General features: G+C 61.1%; 16 protein-coding genes. 4 read left to right on the top strand and 12 right to left on the bottom strand.

What is annotated here, in order from left to right; all coding sequences use genetic code 11:
* Positions 1–9 precede the first annotated feature (9 nt).
* The 10 genes from NKI17_RS26665 to NKI17_RS37055 all read right to left on the bottom strand — a co-directional run bounded on the left by NKI17_RS26665 (position 10) and on the right by NKI17_RS37055 (position 10,458).
* Entirely contained in the window at positions 10–804 is a 795-nt protein-coding gene (locus tag NKI17_RS26665) for a sulfotransferase domain-containing protein (RefSeq protein ID WP_352568666.1), read from the bottom strand.
* Positions 805–1,105: 301 nt separating this feature from the next.
* The gene (locus NKI17_RS26670) at positions 1,106–2,284 is read right to left on the bottom strand and encodes a glycosyltransferase family 9 protein (protein WP_352646114.1); all 1,179 of its coding nucleotides are present in this window, start codon (positions 2,282–2,284) and stop codon (positions 1,106–1,108) included.
* Positions 2,274–3,461, bottom strand: a complete 1,188-nt coding sequence (locus NKI17_RS26675) for a glycosyltransferase family 9 protein (RefSeq protein ID WP_352568668.1) — start codon at positions 3,459–3,461, stop codon at positions 2,274–2,276. The genes NKI17_RS26670 and NKI17_RS26675 overlap by 11 nt, the downstream gene beginning before the upstream one ends.
* Before the next feature lie 9 nt (positions 3,462–3,470).
* Positions 3,471–4,652 carry a glycosyltransferase family 9 protein gene (locus tag NKI17_RS26680; RefSeq protein WP_352646116.1) on the bottom strand — a complete coding sequence of 394 codons (1,182 nt, stop codon included), beginning with the start codon at positions 4,650–4,652 and terminating at the stop codon, positions 3,471–3,473.
* 6 nt (positions 4,653–4,658) lie between these two features.
* On the bottom strand, positions 4,659–6,371 hold the full coding sequence (locus NKI17_RS26685; protein WP_352907017.1) for an ABC transporter ATP-binding protein: 1,713 nt from the start codon (positions 6,369–6,371) through the stop codon (positions 4,659–4,661).
* 312 nt (positions 6,372–6,683) lie between these two features.
* A complete protein-coding gene (locus NKI17_RS26690; RefSeq protein ID WP_352568671.1) occupies positions 6,684–7,226 on the bottom strand; it encodes a class I SAM-dependent methyltransferase in 543 nt (180 codons plus the stop codon).
* A 464-nt stretch (positions 7,227–7,690) separates the two neighbouring features.
* The gene (locus NKI17_RS37050) at positions 7,691–7,945 is read right to left on the bottom strand and encodes a DUF6894 family protein (protein WP_023674976.1); all 255 of its coding nucleotides are present in this window, start codon (positions 7,943–7,945) and stop codon (positions 7,691–7,693) included.
* 113 nt (positions 7,946–8,058) lie between these two features.
* A complete protein-coding gene (locus NKI17_RS26700; protein WP_352568673.1) occupies positions 8,059–8,283 on the bottom strand; it encodes a hypothetical protein in 225 nt (74 codons plus the stop codon).
* Between the two features lie 263 nt (positions 8,284–8,546).
* Positions 8,547–8,714 carry a hypothetical protein gene (locus NKI17_RS26705; RefSeq protein WP_352593649.1) on the bottom strand — a complete coding sequence of 56 codons (168 nt, stop codon included), beginning with the start codon at positions 8,712–8,714 and terminating at the stop codon, positions 8,547–8,549.
* 1,171 nt (positions 8,715–9,885) lie between these two features.
* Complete coding sequence (locus NKI17_RS37055) at positions 9,886–10,458, bottom strand: DUF982 domain-containing protein (protein WP_502894620.1); 573 nt, start codon at positions 10,456–10,458, stop codon at positions 9,886–9,888.
* On the opposite strand from NKI17_RS37055, the gene NKI17_RS26715 reads away from it, so the two are divergent.
* From NKI17_RS26715 to otsB, 4 genes are all read left to right on the top strand, one after another.
* A complete protein-coding gene (locus NKI17_RS26715) occupies positions 10,444–11,505 on the top strand; it encodes a glycosyltransferase family 4 protein (protein ID WP_352907018.1) in 1,062 nt (353 codons plus the stop codon). The two genes, NKI17_RS37055 and NKI17_RS26715, sit on opposite strands and share 15 nt — an antisense overlap.
* Before the next feature lie 47 nt (positions 11,506–11,552).
* Positions 11,553–13,715, top strand: a complete 2,163-nt coding sequence (locus NKI17_RS26720) for an amylo-alpha-1,6-glucosidase (protein ID WP_023674970.1) — start codon at positions 11,553–11,555, stop codon at positions 13,713–13,715.
* A gap of 178 nt (positions 13,716–13,893) precedes the next feature.
* Positions 13,894–15,675 (top strand): alpha,alpha-trehalose-phosphate synthase (UDP-forming), encoded by a 1,782-nt coding sequence (locus NKI17_RS26725; protein ID WP_023674969.1) that lies wholly within the window; start codon positions 13,894–13,896, stop codon positions 15,673–15,675.
* Positions 15,672–16,433 carry a trehalose-phosphatase gene (otsB, locus tag NKI17_RS26730; protein ID WP_352907019.1) on the top strand — a complete coding sequence of 254 codons (762 nt, stop codon included), beginning with the start codon at positions 15,672–15,674 and terminating at the stop codon, positions 16,431–16,433. The genes NKI17_RS26725 and otsB overlap by 4 nt, the downstream gene beginning before the upstream one ends.
* A 17-nt stretch (positions 16,434–16,450) precedes the next feature.
* On the opposite strand, the gene NKI17_RS26735 is transcribed toward otsB, so the two are convergent.
* On the bottom strand, positions 16,451–17,122 hold the full coding sequence (locus tag NKI17_RS26735; RefSeq protein WP_352458124.1) for an ABC transporter ATP-binding protein: 672 nt from the start codon (positions 17,120–17,122) through the stop codon (positions 16,451–16,453).
* Positions 17,119–18,360 (bottom strand): ABC transporter permease, encoded by a 1,242-nt coding sequence (locus NKI17_RS26740; RefSeq protein WP_352907020.1) that lies wholly within the window; start codon positions 18,358–18,360, stop codon positions 17,119–17,121. Before NKI17_RS26740 ends, NKI17_RS26735 begins: the two co-directional genes overlap by 4 nt.
* Between the last annotated feature and the right edge of the window lie 4 nt (positions 18,361–18,364).

Below are 18,364 nucleotides of genomic sequence, written 5' to 3' on the forward strand. Positions count from 1 at the left end.
CAATGCTCCCTAACCCAAGGCGACCCGGGCGCGGTTATCGACGCGAGCGTAGCACAAGCCGTTCGTGCTAAAAACCTTGTCCAGCTTCTCCCAATATTCGAACTTAGCCAACTGCTCGTCACAATAGGCCACGTCGTCCTCGGAAAGATATTCCCCGTAACCGCCTATCTTGCCCTTGCGCACCTTGAAGCTTTCGGGATCATTCGCATCGCGCGGCTGTAATATCTTGCCGTATCGATCGGACAGATCACCGGTCGATTCACTCACTTTCATCTTGTCGAACGTTCGGTTGTTCGCCACCTCGACAAGCGTCCGATCGTCAGCCTGCTGGTTCAGGAATCCAAGGATCGCGCGAAGGACACCAGCCGTATCCCGATGCATATCTTCATATTGAAGATACCGGATTTCGCGCATCCGGGGCATGGCCGCGAACCAATGCAGATTAAATCTGATGATCTTTTCAATCCCATGATTGTCGCTTCTGATAAAATCGCTGAACGATCCCGCTGGAAGCATGTGGCGCTTCTGAACCTGAAAGTACCCTGAGACCACCGTATCTCTTGGATCGCGAACAAGCATTATTGTTCTTCTCTTCTTGTATCGAGATTTATTCTCCTTGAGGCCCGATATCGGTCGAAGTAACTTGTGGTCGGTTCCGTCGTGAATGTATTGAACTTCAACTCCGAGATCGTCCAGCATGACACGCAGCCACGTGCGCCCCGATTTTGGAAAGGATACGATAAGAGGAAGAGGCGGCTCTTTGGCCTGGAAAAATTTTAGAAAGGACATGTTTAGAAAGGACATGGAGAGACCTCCTTTAGATTATCAGAGCTGGCGCCCGAACCGCTGCCGGCCAGACCAACCCCATTACTGGGCGCCTAAGCCTACGGCTAATTCGAACACAAGGCAGAAATGCCGGCAAGAATTGCGATCCTCTGCGGGGCGAATTGGCCTTTACTATATCCCGGTTCGGAATGCCTTATGTTTTTTGGCCTGTTGCGACGACTGTTCGACACGGGCGCTCCATTCCGCGGTCCGTCGGCCGAACTCCTTAATGCGCATCGCGTCGAAGCGTATTCAGTGACGCGCTTTTGGACGACATGCATTAGCCACTCACTTTTGTGAGCCATGGCGCCAGAATGGACTCGGCCTCGCCCATCACCACGGACCAGGGGCGTTCCCGTTTCGAGACCAGCACGGCCGATGGATAGTAGGGCGTGCGGTCGCCCTCGACCGGCCAGGAGCGTTTGAAGCCGTCGCCCAGAATGAAAACCGAGGGGATGCCGAGCGCGCCGGCCAGATGCGCTCCGGTATTGCTGATGGTCACCACGGCGTCCATCGCGGCAACCTGCGCGGCGAAAAGATCCATGTCGACGAGCTGATCGACCGATCTGTCATGAAGAATTCGCTCCGGCTCACCGTCGGTCAGGATCTTCAGATCGGTCTCGATCTGGCCGTACTGCAGCGAGACGAACCGGAGGTCCGGTCGGCCGATCAGGTTTCGCCAGGCGGCAAGCGGCGGCAGGTCTTTGCCGGGATTGGAGCTGCCCCATGCGATACCGACCAACGGCCGTCCTTCCTTCCGGTAGCGGGCGCGAAGTTCAGCGACCCGGGCCGGATCCGGCTTAAGGGGCACGAAATGCTCGCGGATCGTCGCCTCGTCGGTTTCGAAAACGGCAGTCAGATGCTGGACGCCGGCGAAGGCCTGCGCCTCGGCATAGGCGGCCTTGCCGCCAGCGCCGACCGGCCGCACATCGGCGGTCGGAAAAGTGCGCTGAAAGAGCGGTACCAGGCGGCGCTCGACCAGCACGATCGAGCGGGCGGCGCGCTCCAGGGCACAGCCGACGGAACTCGCATGATGGATCGCGGTGGCCAGACCCTGCTTTTCGGTTTCCATCAGATCAATCAGCAGTGTCTGGCCAGAAATATCCTGGCCCAGCCACTCGCCATCGACGCGGCCGTTGACGATGTGGCGTCGGGCGATCCTGAGTTCGGCGGCTGCGCCATAAGCGCCCATCCGCATCAGCGCCTTGCTGAGCTCGTCGATCAGGTGGACCTCGCCCCTCGACTTCGCAATGGATCCAAGAGCCAGGGCTTTCGGCAGGGCCGCCGGCCAATCGCGGGACTCGACGCTTCGCCGATAATCCGCCATCTGATCGGCAATGTCGCCGTCGCGCCAGCGAAGGAAGAGCTGCCGGCGGTGACGTCGGAACCAGACCTTGTATTTGTAGCCTGCAAGCGCGACAGCGCGGCGCAACCGGCCGAGAAGTAGGCTACCTTCCATCGCCAGCTCCGCTGATGATTTGCATGACCCGTCCGCCTGCTTCCTGCACTGCCGACGCCCAGGCTCGGCCGCCTTTTCGGGCCAGTCGAACGCTCGGATATGCGGCGACGGTCTCGCCGAAGGCAGGCCAGGACAGTCGAAACCCGTCGTCGAGCATGACAATCGTCGGCACGCCGAGCGCTCCGGCCAGGTTGGCGCCGGTATTGCTGATCGTCACCACCGCGTCGAGCGCCGCAATTTGGGCGGCAAAGCGGTCCATGTCCGTCAACTGGTCGACGGAAGCGTCATGGATGATGCGCCCCGGCGCGTGGCGCTCGAACTCGGAGAGGGCCGGCCCGACATCGCCATATTGCAAGCTGACGAGGCGCCCCGGCAGACTGCTGAACAGCGTCCGCCAATCGTCCAGGGCCGGCAGATCCTTGCTCTTGTTGAGGCTTCCCCAAGCAAATCCGATCAGGGGACCTGGGCCGCCATCGAGATAGGTGCCGCGCAGCTCGGCAACCAGTCGGCGGTCCGGCTCCAGCGGAACGAAGGGCGCGCGTGCCGCCGGGTCGTCCGGCCAGAAATGCTTTGCGAGCGTCTCGAAACCGGCAACGACATCGGCGTCCACCGCCGCCATGTCCTCTTCCCCTTCAATCCTGACATCGAGCGCAGGATATGTTCTGCGATAAAGCGGTGCCAGTCGCGGCTCGACGAAGACGATGCATCGACCGGCAGCCGCAGCTGCTGGACCAAGCAAAGACGCGAACTGGAAAAAGATCGCCAGGTCGCCTTCGCGACGATCGACGAGAAGCGTGCGACCCGCAAGATCACTGCCATCCCAATCGGGCCTGCCGCGCAGCTGCTTGCTCGCCGCCATCAACTGCCAGATGCGATTTCCTCCGTCGAGACGCCTCAGTCCACGCCCCGCTTTCTTGATCAGGCCGAGATCGCCAAGCTGCTCACCAAGCACGCCAAGCGCCAGTGCATGGTCGCGAGCAGTTTGCCAATCACCACGCTGCACGCTTTCCTCCATCAGCCTCATATGCCGTTCGGCGCTTTCGTCGGCGTGGCGCGAAGGACGTCTAAGAAGTTCCTTTGCCCGCTCGAGAACCTTCTGCAGCCGCTTGCCGACGGCGCCTTGCGGGCGCAGATCGGCGGTTTTTGCCTTCTGAAGGATGGTTCGTCTGTTCTGCACGGCGATGTTCTATCGTCCCCGGGGAGCGTCGGAAAGCGTCGTCAGGATCGACGAGAGCCGCCGGCCGGCCTCGTCGAGCACCAGCGACCAAGGGCGCCCCTCCTTGCGAATGACAATGCCCTTCGGATACCAGGGTGTCCGGTCGCCAGTCACTGGCCATGCCGTCTGAAAATTATCGTCGATGAGGAAAACAGTCGGCACGCCAATGGCTCCCGCAAGATGGGCCGCCGTATTGCTGATCGTCACGACAGCATCGAGTGCGGCGAGCTGTGCGGCGAAACGGTCCATGTCGACCATCTGGTCGACGCTGTCGTCAAAGATCAGACGCGCGTCGTTGCCGTTGCGAAGGCGCCGCAACGCCGGCTTGATCTGCCCGTACTGGAGCGAAACGAATGTCGCTGGCGTCTGGGCGATGAACCGTGCCCATTCAGGAAAATCAGGCACGTCCTTGGTATGGGACTTGCTGCCCCAGGAGAGACCGACCAGCGGCAGATCCGTCATCGCCCGATAGCGCTTGCGGAATGCCTCGACGAGTTCAGGATCTGCCCGCAGCGGTACGAAGTCGGCAGCAAGCTTTTCGGCGTCGCGTCCGAACACCCAGGCGAGATCTTCGAAAGTCGCGTGTTTGTCGCCGACCACATCCCGCTGCGCCGGGACCACGGTCGCCTTCGGGAACGTTCGCTGCAGAATTGATACCAGGCGCGGCTCGACCCGAATTGTTGCACTTTGGGCATAGGCAGCGGCAGCGCCGGCCAGTCGCGCGTGGCGGATAACCCGGCCAAGGCTGCGCGGGTCATCCTCCACAAGATCGATCAGCAGTGTATCCGATCCGAGATTCTCGCCGGTCCACTCGTTGGCGCTCTTCCCTTTCCGCAGCCGGCGAGCGGAAAGCCGAAGCTCAGCTGCCCGCGCAAAGTTGCCAAGGCGTTCGAACGCCTGGCCCGCCTTCTGCATCAGCTCCGGGTCGCGATTATGATCGGCCGTGACAGCCATCTCATTGGTACCGGCTTCAAGGCCTTTCCAGTCCCTGCGCACGATCAGGGCCTCAACCTTGGCCTGTAGCTCAAGAATGGAACGAGGCTGCTTGGGACTGAAAAACAACCTGCGCACCGCCTTTTTGTACCGGCGCACCTGAAGGCCCAGTCCACCAATCACATACCGGACATAGGAACCGTGATAAAAGCTGGTCATCGGCCTTCAGCGCAATACGCTCTGCCGCAGCTTTTTGCCGCTTTCGACCATCGGATCGGGCGTCTCCAGGTGGAATATCGAACGATATATCTCGCTGTGCTTGGCAAGCTGGTCATGCGTTCCAGCATCGACAAGCTGTCCGGCGTCAAACACGAGAATACGATCGGCCGCCTTGATTGTAGACAGCCTGTGCGCAATGCAGATCAGCGTGCGCTGAAATGTGTTGTCGAAGGCTGCCTCCATGACCGCCCGTTCGTTTTCACCGTCGAGCGCGGATGTCGCTTCATCATAGACGATTACCGCAGCATTCTTGAGCAGGGCGCGTGCGATGGCAACGCGTTGTTTCTGCCCGCCCGACAGGTTGGTGCCGCTCGGCCCGACAAGCGTGTCGAGCCCGTTTTCGAGCGCAGACGCAAAGCTGGTGACCCGGGCGAGATTCGCAGCGGACTCGATTTCCTGATCGGTGGCGTTTGGGCGACCGTCGCGAATGTTGTCGCGGATCGAGCCTTCGAACAGGAAGACGTCCTGAGATACCAGTGCGATGTTATCGCGAACGTCGGCCAGGCTGATCTTCGAAATGTCCTTTCCGTCGATCAGGATCCTGCCCTTGTCCGGCTCCATCAGGCGCAGGATCAGATTGACGATGGTGGTCTTGCCGGCGCCGGAGCGGCCGACGATCGCCAGCTTCTCACGAGGTCGCACGTCGAAGGAAACACCCTCGAGCGCGGGGCTGTTGCCGTCATAGGAAAAGGCCACATCTTCAAAGCGGATACCACCATCGACGTCGGTCAGACGCTCGCCCGCAATCGCGAGTCGCCGTTGCTCGGGCGTGTCGATCAAATCATACATCTGCTCGACGGCGACCATTTGCTTCTGGATGTCGACATTGACCCGGGCCAACCGCTTGGCAGGCTCATAGGCAAGCAGGAACGCGGTAATGAAGGCCATGAATTCGCCGGGCGTCTTGCCGTTGCCGAGGGTCTGCCAGCTGGCGTACATAACGAAAAGCCCGATGATCACGCCGCCGCCGGTCTCCATCAATGGGCTCATCAATGCTGACGTCCGGTTGATCTGGATGCCACGTCTTTCCATCTTGCGGACGGCCTTTGCAAAGCTGGCAACCGCCTTGTCCTCGAGCTGGAAGGACTTGATGGTGCGGATGCCTTCGACGGCTTCCGTGCCGATCGACTGGACTTGTGCGGCCAATTCCGTCTCGCCCCTCGCCAGCGCCTTGAGCTTCCTTGTTATCGCGCCGACTGACAGGAACAGCATCGGCAGAACCGCCACGGATATCAGCGACATCACCGGGTCCTGCTTGACCATGACGCTGGCCAAGGCAATCAGGGTCAGCAGATCAGAGACGGCGCTGCTCGTGAGGGTGAGAATAACGGTCGCCCCGGCGCGCGCGTTGAACATGATTTTGGAGATGAATTTTGCCGGATGCTGGTTCGCGAAACGGCTGATGTCGAAATACACCATTCGGGAAAATTGCCGGTTTTGCAGGTCCGAAACGATAGCCCGGCGAATCTTTCCCGTCGTGATGGTCTGGCAGTAGGCAGCTATGCCCTTGACCAGGAAAATGCCGATGATGACGGCGCTGATACCCGATACAGCGGCAGCGTCTCGCTCGACATAGATGGTGTTGATCATGACTTTCATGATCCAGGCCGCCGCGCCGGTCGCCGCAGCAGCGGCGATCGAGCACAGCAAACCTGTCACATACAGCATCTTGTGCGGCGGCAGATTTTCGCCAATCAGACGCTTGATCAGCGGATATGCTGGGGCCGTTGACACTCGTTTCTTTGTAATCATCTCGTCGCCGCCCGTTGCGATCCCGTCCGGTCTTCACGTTATCTTGAAGCGCGAGACGGTTTCGATCACCTGTCTGTGGCTTCGTTCCCGACCGCAGTCAATGCCGAACCGGATCCTTGCACGTCATCGGCCTATGACCGTCGGTTCCTCGCATGCGAGCATAGCGGACCCCAGCCACGCGGCTCTTGCGCCATTCGTCGTCGGCCGCGCTATGCCTGGTCAGTGTTTCGCGAGGACCATGAGATGGCTTCCAAGAGGCGATGTGTGATTGCTTTTGATTGAAAAGCCCACATCCGAAAGCACCGCGATCATCTCCTTATCCTTGCCAGGAGGGACGCGGGCAACGATCGTTTGAGCACGCCCGGCGATATCGCACAGCACGCGTCGCGCCTTGTCCGCGCCGAGGCTCCACTGCATGTGATGGTAGACCGCCAGCAGCATGACGATGTCGTACTGCGGTTGGAGAACATTTTGCAGCTTCCGGCTGCCAAGATCGAGACAATCGAACCGGCTTTGGACCGGACAACCCAGGAAGATCATCCTGGCCGTCTCGATATGCGGCTTGAGAATGTCGATCCCATGGATCGAACTCGGTCCTAGCTTGGATATCTCATAGGCGACAACACCCATGTTGCAGCCAACATCGAGAATGGATTTCCCGGCGTAGTCGACCTCTGCTGAGAATAGGCCGTCCAGTCGGTCGTCCCACGTTCCCTTGAATCTCTTTTGCTTATTTGACCACCACAAATCATTGTTCTCCAAAAACGGCGCCGGACTGGTTACCTTGACGGAGGGGACTGTGCGCCCGGCCTAACTCGGTCCAGTTGCTGGCGCGCAAACGACACTGTCCTGAGCGTCCTGTAAACGCAACCGCGGGAGAAAGGAACTCCTGATCACAGCATCCTGCGAAGACGTTTCGGTAAGTTGACGAACACCCGGCCCGACAAATCGACATACTGGTTGGAAATGGCAACGTCGCTTGGTGCCCCCTACCCGTGCCTGCCCTCGAGTTCCTGAAACGCACGATAGCCCGGGCCGGCACACGCAGGGACATAAGTAATGCCCCGTAGGCAAGGCAAGCCCATATTTGTTCTTGCTTTGTGCCGGCAGCTATGCTACTAATTTGCCTATGGTGCTGATTTGCACCAACGACCGTCTTGCCGCGACATGCGGTTTTTCAGCCAGGCTCGATCAAAGCTCGCCCGCATCGCGGGGCTTTTGGCCAATCACGGCCGAGTGCCGGCCTTTTCGGCAGCTTCCGAGAATGGAAATCGGAAAAGCAGGTTCCGGTTCTCGTCGCAGATTTCGAAGGAAAGGCCTGTCAGGACCGGGCTGCCGCTGAGCAGGCCCTCGGCCAGGATTTCCTTGGCCGAAGCCATTGCGTTATCCTGAGCCGCGGACAAACCGTCCAACTCCTGACCCTCGAAATCTTCCGTCAAGCGGCCGTCATTGTTTCGGAAATGAAAAAAATATCTCGGCATGCCTGCTCCGGTTGGTTGGTTTATCTAGTCGCAAGCGGTCTCAGGAACAGCGTCGGATTTGTGCACGACAGCACCGTGCGATTTTGGCGTTGGGATTCATGGCGTTTAGGCCTTCATGCGTCAGGTCGATCGAACAGTACCCCCAGCCCGTGTTCGAACGCACATGCCGCAATCATGTCGTCCAGGGCTTTTCCGGAGGCCGGGCAATTCGGCATGACAGCCCTGATCGCGATCTCAGCCGCTGCGGTGGAAACCGCATCGTGGCGCCTCTTCCTGGTCTCCATGTATTGCTCGAGCTGACTTTTCAGGCGCCGCGCGGCAATCTCGTCAACGACCATCGTTCTCCCTCGATTCGGCACAATGTCCGTCTTCCGGGTCTGTCCTCCGGATAAAGGTCCGCTGCCATCGGGTAGCAGCGGACCACTCGGCTGGGTGAGCCAATGACCCGAGGCGGGGGTGTCTCGGACCGCCACCACAATAGCTTCGGCAGGCCACTCGTTCCACAGAACGCTGTCGTTGGTAATTTTCGTACACTGAGCATTGCCGCAGACAGTCTGCGACCGTGGGATTTTTGCGCTATGCCCGTAGCCTGATAACCGGATCAGCTTCGGCTTCGATCGACATAGCTGTAGATGCCCGCGCCGATCGCGACCGCTCCTACAGTGATCAGAATCGATGGCACCCCCATCGACGTGGCGACGATCCCCCAGACAATGGCGACGGCAATTGCGCCGGCCGTTCCCAGCACCAGTCTAAGCCGTTTCGACATTATCCATTCCCCCAAAAGTGCATCTTTGGCCTTTTCCGGTCGAAATACCGCAATGCGGCACCATTGTCTGCGTTTCGTCCAACTTTTTATGCCGCCCCTGAGCCCCGACCGCTGAGGCGTAAGCGATCCGTATGCGGCCTTGTCGCAAACATCCACTCGACAACGAGGAAGCTTGGGCGCGAGCCCGAGAAGCGAGGCGTCAGAAAGCGAGGTATCTATGCAAAATTTTCGGAATTTACTCCGGTTCACGATCACGGGCATGGCGGCCACGACAACCGCACTAGTCATCACGGGCCTTACCCCCGAGACAACCGAAGCGACGTTGATTTGCCATGGGTTGGTCTGCCAGAAGGCGAGCAATGAAGGCAGTGCCTTCGGCGCCAAATATCAGCGCAAATGCACCTGCGAAAATGTAAGCGAGGGCGCTAACAATCATCCCTCCCCGCACAATGTCAACAAGGGGCCCATCGGCGGCTCAAGCAGCAGAGCGGATCGAGCGGCGCCAGCGGCTCAAGCGGTACTACCAGTTCGAGCGGCAGCAGCGGTTCGAGCGGCAGCAGCGGATCCAGTGGCGGCAACGACGGAACAAGCAGCGGCGGGTCTAACGGCAGCGGCGGAGTGTAGCGGCTGCTCAAGCGGCTCCGGTGGCGGCGCCACTCGAGTTGAACCGTGGCGGCGACCACGCGGCCGGCAACGACGATCGATCCTCACGACAACGGGAGTAGTAGTATGACGCTCCGACCGAAATCGGCGACCGCGCCCCTCACTGGCCTTGCAGGATTGCTTGGTCTTGCGCTCACCGTCGCGATGCTCGCCGACAGAAGCTGGCCTGTGCATTTGCAGGCCATGACTGTCATTGCAGCTACTACTACTGCAGCAATGATCGCGGTCGACACGGCTTATTTCGAGACGTTTCGAAGGCGTTCAACGGGATTGCAGGCGAAGCCGATGCGAGCGCTTGAAGTCGAGCGTGTCGTGCGCAAGCTCATCGGCTTCATCGTTACGCTCACGACCATTGCCGCAGTCTACTGGATAGTGCCGGAATACCGGCGTGAGTTTTACGTCCCTACTGGGCAGCGCTCTACGATACCTTGCCGGCGCTGCTCGTCGGTCGCCGATCGGGCGCTCCGGCTGAATGCCACCCTTCCTCGGACCATCTGGGCAGTCGGCGCTATCGCCTCAAGGCGTGATCGCGATGCCGATCCTCGCCGCTCATCGGCAACGGCCGATCGCCCTCGAGCAGGCGGGTGATCCGGGCGAAGCCGGCAAAAGCCTTTCTCGCTTCCTCGGCCGACATCCGGCCGGCCATGGCCGCAGCGCAGCAATTCACGGCGCACTGGTAAACCGGCCCGCGCCGCCCCGCCGGCCATTTTCGCAAGAATGCCATTGCTTCGGCAACGCTGTCGATCTCCTCCACAGGCTGTCCCTGTCCGCGCAAAACCCGCACGGGCGAAAAGAATTGCAAGCGGTCCATCATTTCCTCCCCGTCGACCGGATGCGTGCGATCGAACCCCACTAAACTCGCGAACCCGACTTTGGTTCCCGGCAAAAGAGGGCTTGGCCTGAAAAATGTTGGCTGGACGAGACGAGCAGCGGTGGAAGCGCCCGGCAGCTCCAATTGGGTGACATCTTGCCCCAATTGGGTGACATCTTGCCATTGTACGGGAACGTTAGCGCGGCTGATGCATTTCGATGCCACGAGCAGTCTTTTTGAGGGAAATGCCAAAACATGAGAATAGCCCATGTGGCGCCGCTCCATGAATCCGTGCCACCCCGGTTCTATGGAGGGACGGAGCGCATCGTCTCCTATCTGACCGAAGGATTGGTCGAGCTTGGCCATGACGTGACCCTGTTCGCCAGCGGCGATACCAAGACGTCGGCGAAATTGGTGGCGTGTCGCGAGCGTGCGCTCCGTCTCGATCCGCGCCCGCACAAATCCGAAACCGCGGCGCATCTCTCGATGCTCGCCGAGGTGAGGAACCGGGCGCAACAGTTCGACATCATCCATTTCCATCTCAGCCACTTCCTGCATTTTCCTTTCTTCGAACACATGCCCGACCGGACGGTGACGACACCGCATGGCAGGCTCGACTATGTCGACCTGGCCCCGGCCTACGAACATTTTCCGCGCTTTCCGATGATCTCGATTTCGCGCAGCCAGAGAACCGGGCTACCCAGGGCCAATTGGCTGGCGACCATCCATCACGGGCTGCCGATCAATATCTACGAGCCGACTTTCGAGACGAATGCGGACGAGCCGTATCTGGCCTTTCTGGGCCGGCTGTCGCGCGACAAGCGCCCGGACCGTGCCATTGAGATCGCCTTGCGCTCCGGGCTGAAACTGAAGCTTGCGGCAAAGATCGGCGACGACGATCGCCCTTTTTTCCACGACACGGTCGAGCCGCTGATCGACGGCGACCGTGTCGACTATATCGGCGAGATCGAAGAGGACGGAAAAGCGGAATTCCTCGGCAAGGCGGCCGGCCTGCTGTTTCCGATCGATTGGCCGGAGCCGTTCGGTCTTGCCGCGATAGAGGCTATGGCCTGCGGCACGCCGGTAATCGCCTGGAAATGCGGTGCCCTGCCGGAGATCATCGACCACGGCGTGACCGGTTTCCTTGTCGATACGGTCGATGCCGCAGTCACCTCGATACCGGAATTGCTGCGCCTCGACAGGCGACAGGTGAGAGCCGTGTTCGAAAACCGTTTTTCTGCCACGAGAATGGCCCACGACTATGTGGCTGCCTATGCGCGCCTGATCGGTACTCCCGGTGAAGCGAGAGCGTCCTGATCGGCGTCATTGTGGACGTTGGAACGAAACGACAGAGCTTGTGACGTATGAATCAACTCGACGAGCGTAAGCTTGATCCCGCCGTAGCCCTTGCCTCCCTCGACGAGGTTGCGCCCCGGGAGCCGCACCGGCTGTTCGCCCTCAAGCAAGCCGACTGCTTCGCGGTGGCCGACGCCTATGGCGACATCCGCGGCGCCGGCGATGGCTTTTTCCGAGACGACACGCGTGTGCTTTCGGAATTCCGGCTGACGGTCGGTGGCCGGCAAATGTCGTTGCTCGGCGCCTCGCTCAGCCAGGACAATGTGCTTTTCACCTCGAACCTGACCAATCTGCCGATCCAGAGTGTCGGTGGTCGCGACATTCCGCAGGGCGCGATCCACATAGAACGCGTCAGGCTGCTTTGGCAGGACCGGCTGTTCGAGCGCATCACCCTTTCCAACTACAGCCAGGAATCGTCGGCCATTCGGGTTTCCTTGCATTTCGCAGCAGATTTCCGCGACATGTTCGAGGTGCGCGGTTCGACCCGGCTCAAGCGCGGAATAGCCCACGCCGCCGAGACCAGTCCGACATCCGTGGTGCTTCGATATGACGGGCTGGACCAGCTCGTGCGCCTGTCGGCGATCTCGTTCTCGCAGGCGCCGGACAATTTGACCGCCAGCCGCGCGGATTTCCTGGTTGCGGTGACGAAGCGCAGCAGCGAGGTCCTCTATATCGAGGTCGGCCCGGAAGTGGCGGAGACACCCGACCGCGACCGTTTTCGGGCTGCCGCCGCCCGCGCTCGCTTCGGCATGCGCGCCAAACGCCGCCACGGCGCGACGGTGCACAGCTCCGGCCGCGTCTTCAACGACTGGATCGAACGCGCGCGCGCGGACGTGGCGTTGCTGACCACCGAGCTTTCAACCGGACCTTACCCCTATGCCGGCATACCCTGGTTCTCGACGGCATTTGGCCGTGACGGGGTGATTTCCGCACTGCAGATGCTGTGGTTGAATCCTGGGCTGGCGCGCGGCGTACTCGCCTTTCTCGCCCAGCATCAGGCGACCGAAACGTCGCCGTTCAGCGATTCGCAGCCGGGCAAGATCATGCACGAGACCCGCAAGGGCGAGATGGCGGCACTGCGGGAGCTCCCGTTCGGCCGCTATTACGGCGGCGTCGATACCACGCCGCTCTACATTCATCTCGCTTGCGCCTATGCGGATCGTACCGGCGACATGGCGTTCGTTGACAGCCTGTGGCCATCGCTCTGTGCAGCGGCCGAATGGACGGAGGAGACAAGCCGCGCGACCGGCTTCGTTACCTACCAGCGCGGCGCCGAGACCGGCCTTGCCAACCAGGGCTGGAAGGACAGTTTCGATTCCGTCTTCCATGCCGATGGCCGCATGCCCAAGGGGCCGATCGCCCTGGTCGAGGTGCAAGGCTACGTCTTTGCCGCGTTCCGTGGGCTGGCGGCGCTCGCCCGCCGCCGCGGCGAGGACGACAAGGCCGATCATTGGGAGGAACGCGCCGAAACCATGCGCGCCGCGGTGGAACGCCATTTCTGGATGGACGATCTCAATTTCTATGCACTGGCGATCGATGGTGCAGGCGAGCTCTGCAAGGTACGGACGTCGAATGCCGGCCATCTTCTCTTTGTCGGGCTGCCCGAGCCGGAACGGGCGCAGATGGTCGCCGATCAGCTGCTCTCTGCGTCGTTCCACTCTGGTTGGGGAGTGAGGACGCTGGCCGACGATGCGATATTCTTCAATCCGATGTCCTACCACAATGGTTCGATCTGGCCGCACGACACCGCCATGTGCGGTGCCGGCCTGGCACGTTATGGCGTGCGCGACAGCGTAGTCAGGCTGATGAGCGGCACGTTCGAATCGGCTGTCCATTTCAACATGCGGCTGCCGGAACTGTTCTGCGGCTTTACCCGGTCGCCGGGCGAAGCGCCCATCGCCTATCCCGTCGCGTGCCTGCCGCAGGCCTGGTCGGCGGGATCGGCCTTCATGCTGATGCAGGCCTGCCTTGGGCTCGAAATCGACGGCTGGAACAGCGAAATCCGGGTCACCCGCCCAAGGCTGCCGATCGGCATCGACACGCTGACATTGCGGCATCTAGGTGTCGGCTCGACAGTGGTCGACCTCACCTTCCAGCGTGTCGGCGACCGGGTCGTCGCCTTTCTCGCCGATCGGTATGAGGGGATGGTGCCGCTCATCGTGCGCACTTGATGCCGCCGCGCTGCGGCGCATCGAAAATGACGCGCGGCATTGCAATCGTCCGGAACCGATAGCCTCTTTGTGCGTTGCAAAAATGGGCGGTGCGGGGATGCTGTCGTTGACATACGGCGGCGAACCAGAAAACAAATAAAAAACGGCTATCGACCGGCCGGAGGCGAGATCACATTCCATGTCAGATTATACTGTAAACCTGCTCTGGGTTTTGCTGATTGCAAGTTTTGGCTTTTCCGCTTTTGCCATTCTCCTGTCGATATCCCGCCAGCGTCGCGGCCGCGCAACGGCGGCCGCATACACGCCGAGCGAGGATGTCGCGTCGGAAGCGGCACGCAAGGTGCTGCGCGAGTTCGAAAAGAACGGCCAGTCGGCCGATGCGGCACTGGTCACATGGTCGCCCGACACTTTGCGCAAGATCCTGGCCGACGACCTGCCGGACGCACAGGTCATCGTGGTGTCCAACCGCGAACCCTACATCCACAACATCAAGGATGACGGGGTCCAACTTTTGGTGCCGGCCAGCGGGCTGGTTTCGGCACTCGAGCCCATCACCCGCGCCTGTGCCGGCACCTGGATCGCCTATGGCGGCGGCACGGCAGACCGCCTCACCGTCGACAAGGACGACCGGGTGCAGGTGCCGCCAGGCAATCCGTCCTACACGCTGCGCAGGGTCTGGCTGACGGAGGAGGAATATCAGGGCTATTATCTGGGCTTCGCTAATGAGGGCCTATGGCCGCTTTGCCATATCGCCTTCACCCGCCCCGTGTTTCGCGCCTCGGACTGGGACGCCTACGAGGCCGTCAACCGCAAATTCGCCGATACGGTGGTTGCCGAAGCCCGCAACGAACGGCCGATCGTGCTGGTGCAGGACTACCATTTTGCGCTGCTGCCACGCATGATTCGCCAGCGCCTGCCGGACGCGATAGTCATCACCTTCTGGCACATCCCTTGGCCCAATTCGGAAGTGTTCAGCATCTGTCCGTGGCGTGAGCGGATCCTGGAAGGACTGCTCGGCAGTTCGATCATCGGCTTTCATACCCAATTCCATGCCAACAACTTCACCGAAAGTGTCGACCGCTTTCTGGAGAGCCGGATCGAACGGGCAGACGCGGCAATCTCCTATGGTGGGCAGACCACATTGGTCCACGCCTATCCCATTTCCATAGAATGGCCGGCCCAATTGCTGGCAAAACTGCCGTCTGTGGAGGAGTGCCGCGCCAGCGTGCGCGACAGATTCGGCCTGTCTGCGGATACCAAACTATGCGTTGGCGTCGAGCGCCTCGACTACACGAAAGGCATTCTCGATCGCTTCCATGCCTTGGACGAATTGTTCACGAGATATCCCGAATGGATAGGCAAGGTGGTTTTCCTGCAGATCGCCGCGCCGAGCCGGGGGACATTGCCCGCCTACCAGCAACTCCACGACGAATGCCGCCGCTGTGCCGAGGAGCTCAACCGGCGCTATGGCAGCGAGACATACAGCCCTATCCTGATGGTCGCCGAACATCATCGGCAGGAGCAGGTCTACGAGGTCTATCGCGCCGCCGACATCTGTATGGTCACCAGTCTGCATGACGGCATGAACCTTGTCGCCAAGGAATTCGTCGCAGCGCGCGACGACGAACAGGGCGTGCTTTTGCTCAGCACCTTCGCCGGTGCCTCGCGCGAACTGCTGGAAGCGCTGATCGTCAACCCCTACGATGCGGCCATGATGAGCGAGGCGCTGTTGCAGGCGCTGACGATGACGCCGGAAGAGCAGCGCGAACGTTTGCGGCCGATGCGCGAGATGGTCCGCGACAACAATGTCTACCGCTGGGCCGGCAGTATGCTGCTGGACGCCGCGCGCCTGCGCAAACGCGGCGATCTCGACAGGGTGACCGGAACCGGCGAGCGCCCGCCATCGAACACCAACAACGTCATCTCGATGTTCGAGCGGGCTCGGAAGGCAGCGTCGTGAAAAGCTTTGAACAACCGCTGGCGTTGAACCTGTCGGAAGGGCAATGGGCGCTCTTCCTCGACATCGACGGAACCCTGCTGGAACACGCTGCCCATCCCGACGCGGTGTTCGTCGGCGAGGAATTGCGCAATCTGCTGGAACGCATCGAGCGGCGGCTGGATGGTGCGGTCGCCTTCATCACCGGCCGATCGATTCCCGCCGTGGACAAGCTATTCCATCCGCTGAAGCTGCGGATCGCCGGACTGTATGGGCTGGAGCACCGGCTGACGCCGAGCGGTCCGATCGATGCCGCCGACGCGCCGGCCGACATCGCCGCCCTTGCGGACGAGATCGAGGCCGAACTCGGCAGCGGCAAGGTCTATGTCGAGCGCAAGGGGCCGGTCCTTGCCGTTCATACAAGAGCAGCACCGCAACTGCTTGCACCCGCAATCCAGCTCGTCGAACAGGCATTGGCCCGGCTTCCGAAGGGTTATTGGGTGCTTCCGGGAAACGCCGGCGTCGAGCTCATGCCTTTGGAAGCCGTCAAAGGTGCTGCCATCCGGCGTTTCATGGACATTCCGCCCTTTGTCGGCCGGCGGCCGATATTCCTCGGAGACGATACATCGGACGAACACGGTTTCGAGGCGATCAATAAAATTGGCGGCATCTCCATCCGCGTGAAGCCGAACGGACCGACGGCCGCAAACTATGCCCTCGACGACGTGACCGGCGCAATAGCCTGGCTCGAGGCCAGTTTCGAGACGTCGGCGGTGGCCTGATCGCGCCGTGGCCCGGTTCAGCTGATCTTCCCGTCCACCATGTGAATGCGGCGATCCATGCGTGCGGCCATGTCCAGGTCATGCGTGACTGCCACGACCGTCTTGCCGCGTTCGCGCACCAGATTCTGCAGGATTGTGAACACCTGCTCCGAGCTCTTGCTGTCGAGGCTCCCCGTCGGCTCGTCTGCCAGGATAAGCGGCGGGTCGTTGGCGAGCGAGCGTGCCACCGCGACGCGCTGACGCTGGCCTCCCGAAAGCTGGTCCGGCCGCTTGTCGAGATGTTCGCCGAGCCCCAGCGATGACAGCAACTCGCCAGCCCGTTCGCGCATCACGGGTCGGGCCAGCCGACCAAGCTTGCGCATTGGAATTTCTACATTTTCGCGCGCCGTGAATTCCGGCAGAAGGAAATGAAACTGGAAGACGAAGCCCAGCGTCGAAAGCCGTGTCTGCGCGCGCTCCCTTTCATTCATCGGCTCGGTGTCGCGGCCGCCTATTCTCAACGTCCCAGCGGTCGGCCGGTCGAGCAGCCCGAGCAAATAGAGCAACGAGGACTTGCCGGAGCCGGAGGGTCCGGTGATGGCGACGAATTCTCTCTCGTTAATCGCGAGCGTGATGTCCTTGACCAGCGTGACGGGAACCGTCTCGGGCAACACGCGCGTCAGTTTTTCGGTCTCGATGAGTGCGCTCATGACGCGCCTCGGATAATCTCGACGGGGTTCAGGCGCGCCGCACGGCGCGCCGGCAGGTAGCCGGCCACTGCCGCCGAGCCCAGCGCGAAAGCCGACGCGATCACGTAGTGCATCAAGCTCCAAGCGATCGGCAGCCGGGTCATCTCCTGGCCAGTCGCGGCGATCTCGAAACGCACCAGCGACAGTGCATAGGTCATGGAGAAGCCAAGCACCCCGCCGAGCACAGAGCCGGCAGCGCCGATCGCCACGCCTTCCAGCAGAAAGAGCCGGCGCATGTCGGACTCCGGGAAGCCAAGCGACTTCATGATGGCGATGTCGCGCGCCTTCTCGTGCGTGATGGTGGAGATGATGTTGTAGATGCCGAAGCCAGCAACCAGCATGATCGCGCCGACGACGGTGTACATGATGACGTTGCGCACGACGAGTGCTTCGAGGATCGATTCGTTGGCTTCTTGCCACGCCACGGCCTTGTAGCCCAGTTCAGCCTCGGCACGGCGCGCCACCGCTGGGGCGCGATTTGGATCGTCGAGCTTGATGCGTATCTCGTTGATGGCGTTTGGCCGCGCTGAGAGAATCTGCGCGTTCTTCAAAAGCACATAAGCTTCGCCTTCGTCGCGCGCGGTGGTGCCGGTGTGGAAAAGGCCGGCGATCTTGAAATTGCGCGTCAGCCCTTCCGAGGAGACCGCCGTTATCGTATCGCCGAACCCGGCACCGAGCCGGCTCGCCATCGTGTTGCCGATCAGCACGTTGTTGCCGCCCGCGGCAAGTGCCGAAAAGCTGCCTTCGACGAACTCTCCGACGATCGGTGAAACGCCGGTCTCGCGCTGCGGATCGACCTCGATGATAGCTGCGCCCACTTCGCGGCTGGAATAGCGGATCACGCCCTGCGTCTTTAGGCTTGCTGCGAAGCGGCCGGGAACCCAGCTCTCGAGCCAGGAGGTCGCGGCCGTCGGGTTGATGATGCCGCGCCGATCGTCGCGTGGCCGGAGCCCCGAGATGGCGGCGGTCTCGAAGTAGTCCTCGGCCGGCTGCCGGCGGGCGGTGCGCTGCTCGTCGGTGATGTCGACATGCGGCATCGTGTCGACGAGCTGCTTGACGAAATCGTCCTGCCCGCCCTGCATCAGCGCCGCCATCGCAATTGAGAAGCCGACACCCACCGCGACGCCGACTATGGCGACCAGCGTCTGGCGGCCGCGGCCGGCGATATGCGTTACGGCAATGTCGACGATCAGCGCCATCGTT

Origin of the sequence: Mesorhizobium sp. M0816 (assembly GCF_040320005.1) — a bacterium.
In the GTDB taxonomy this organism is placed as follows: Bacteria; Pseudomonadota; Alphaproteobacteria; order Rhizobiales; family Rhizobiaceae; genus Mesorhizobium.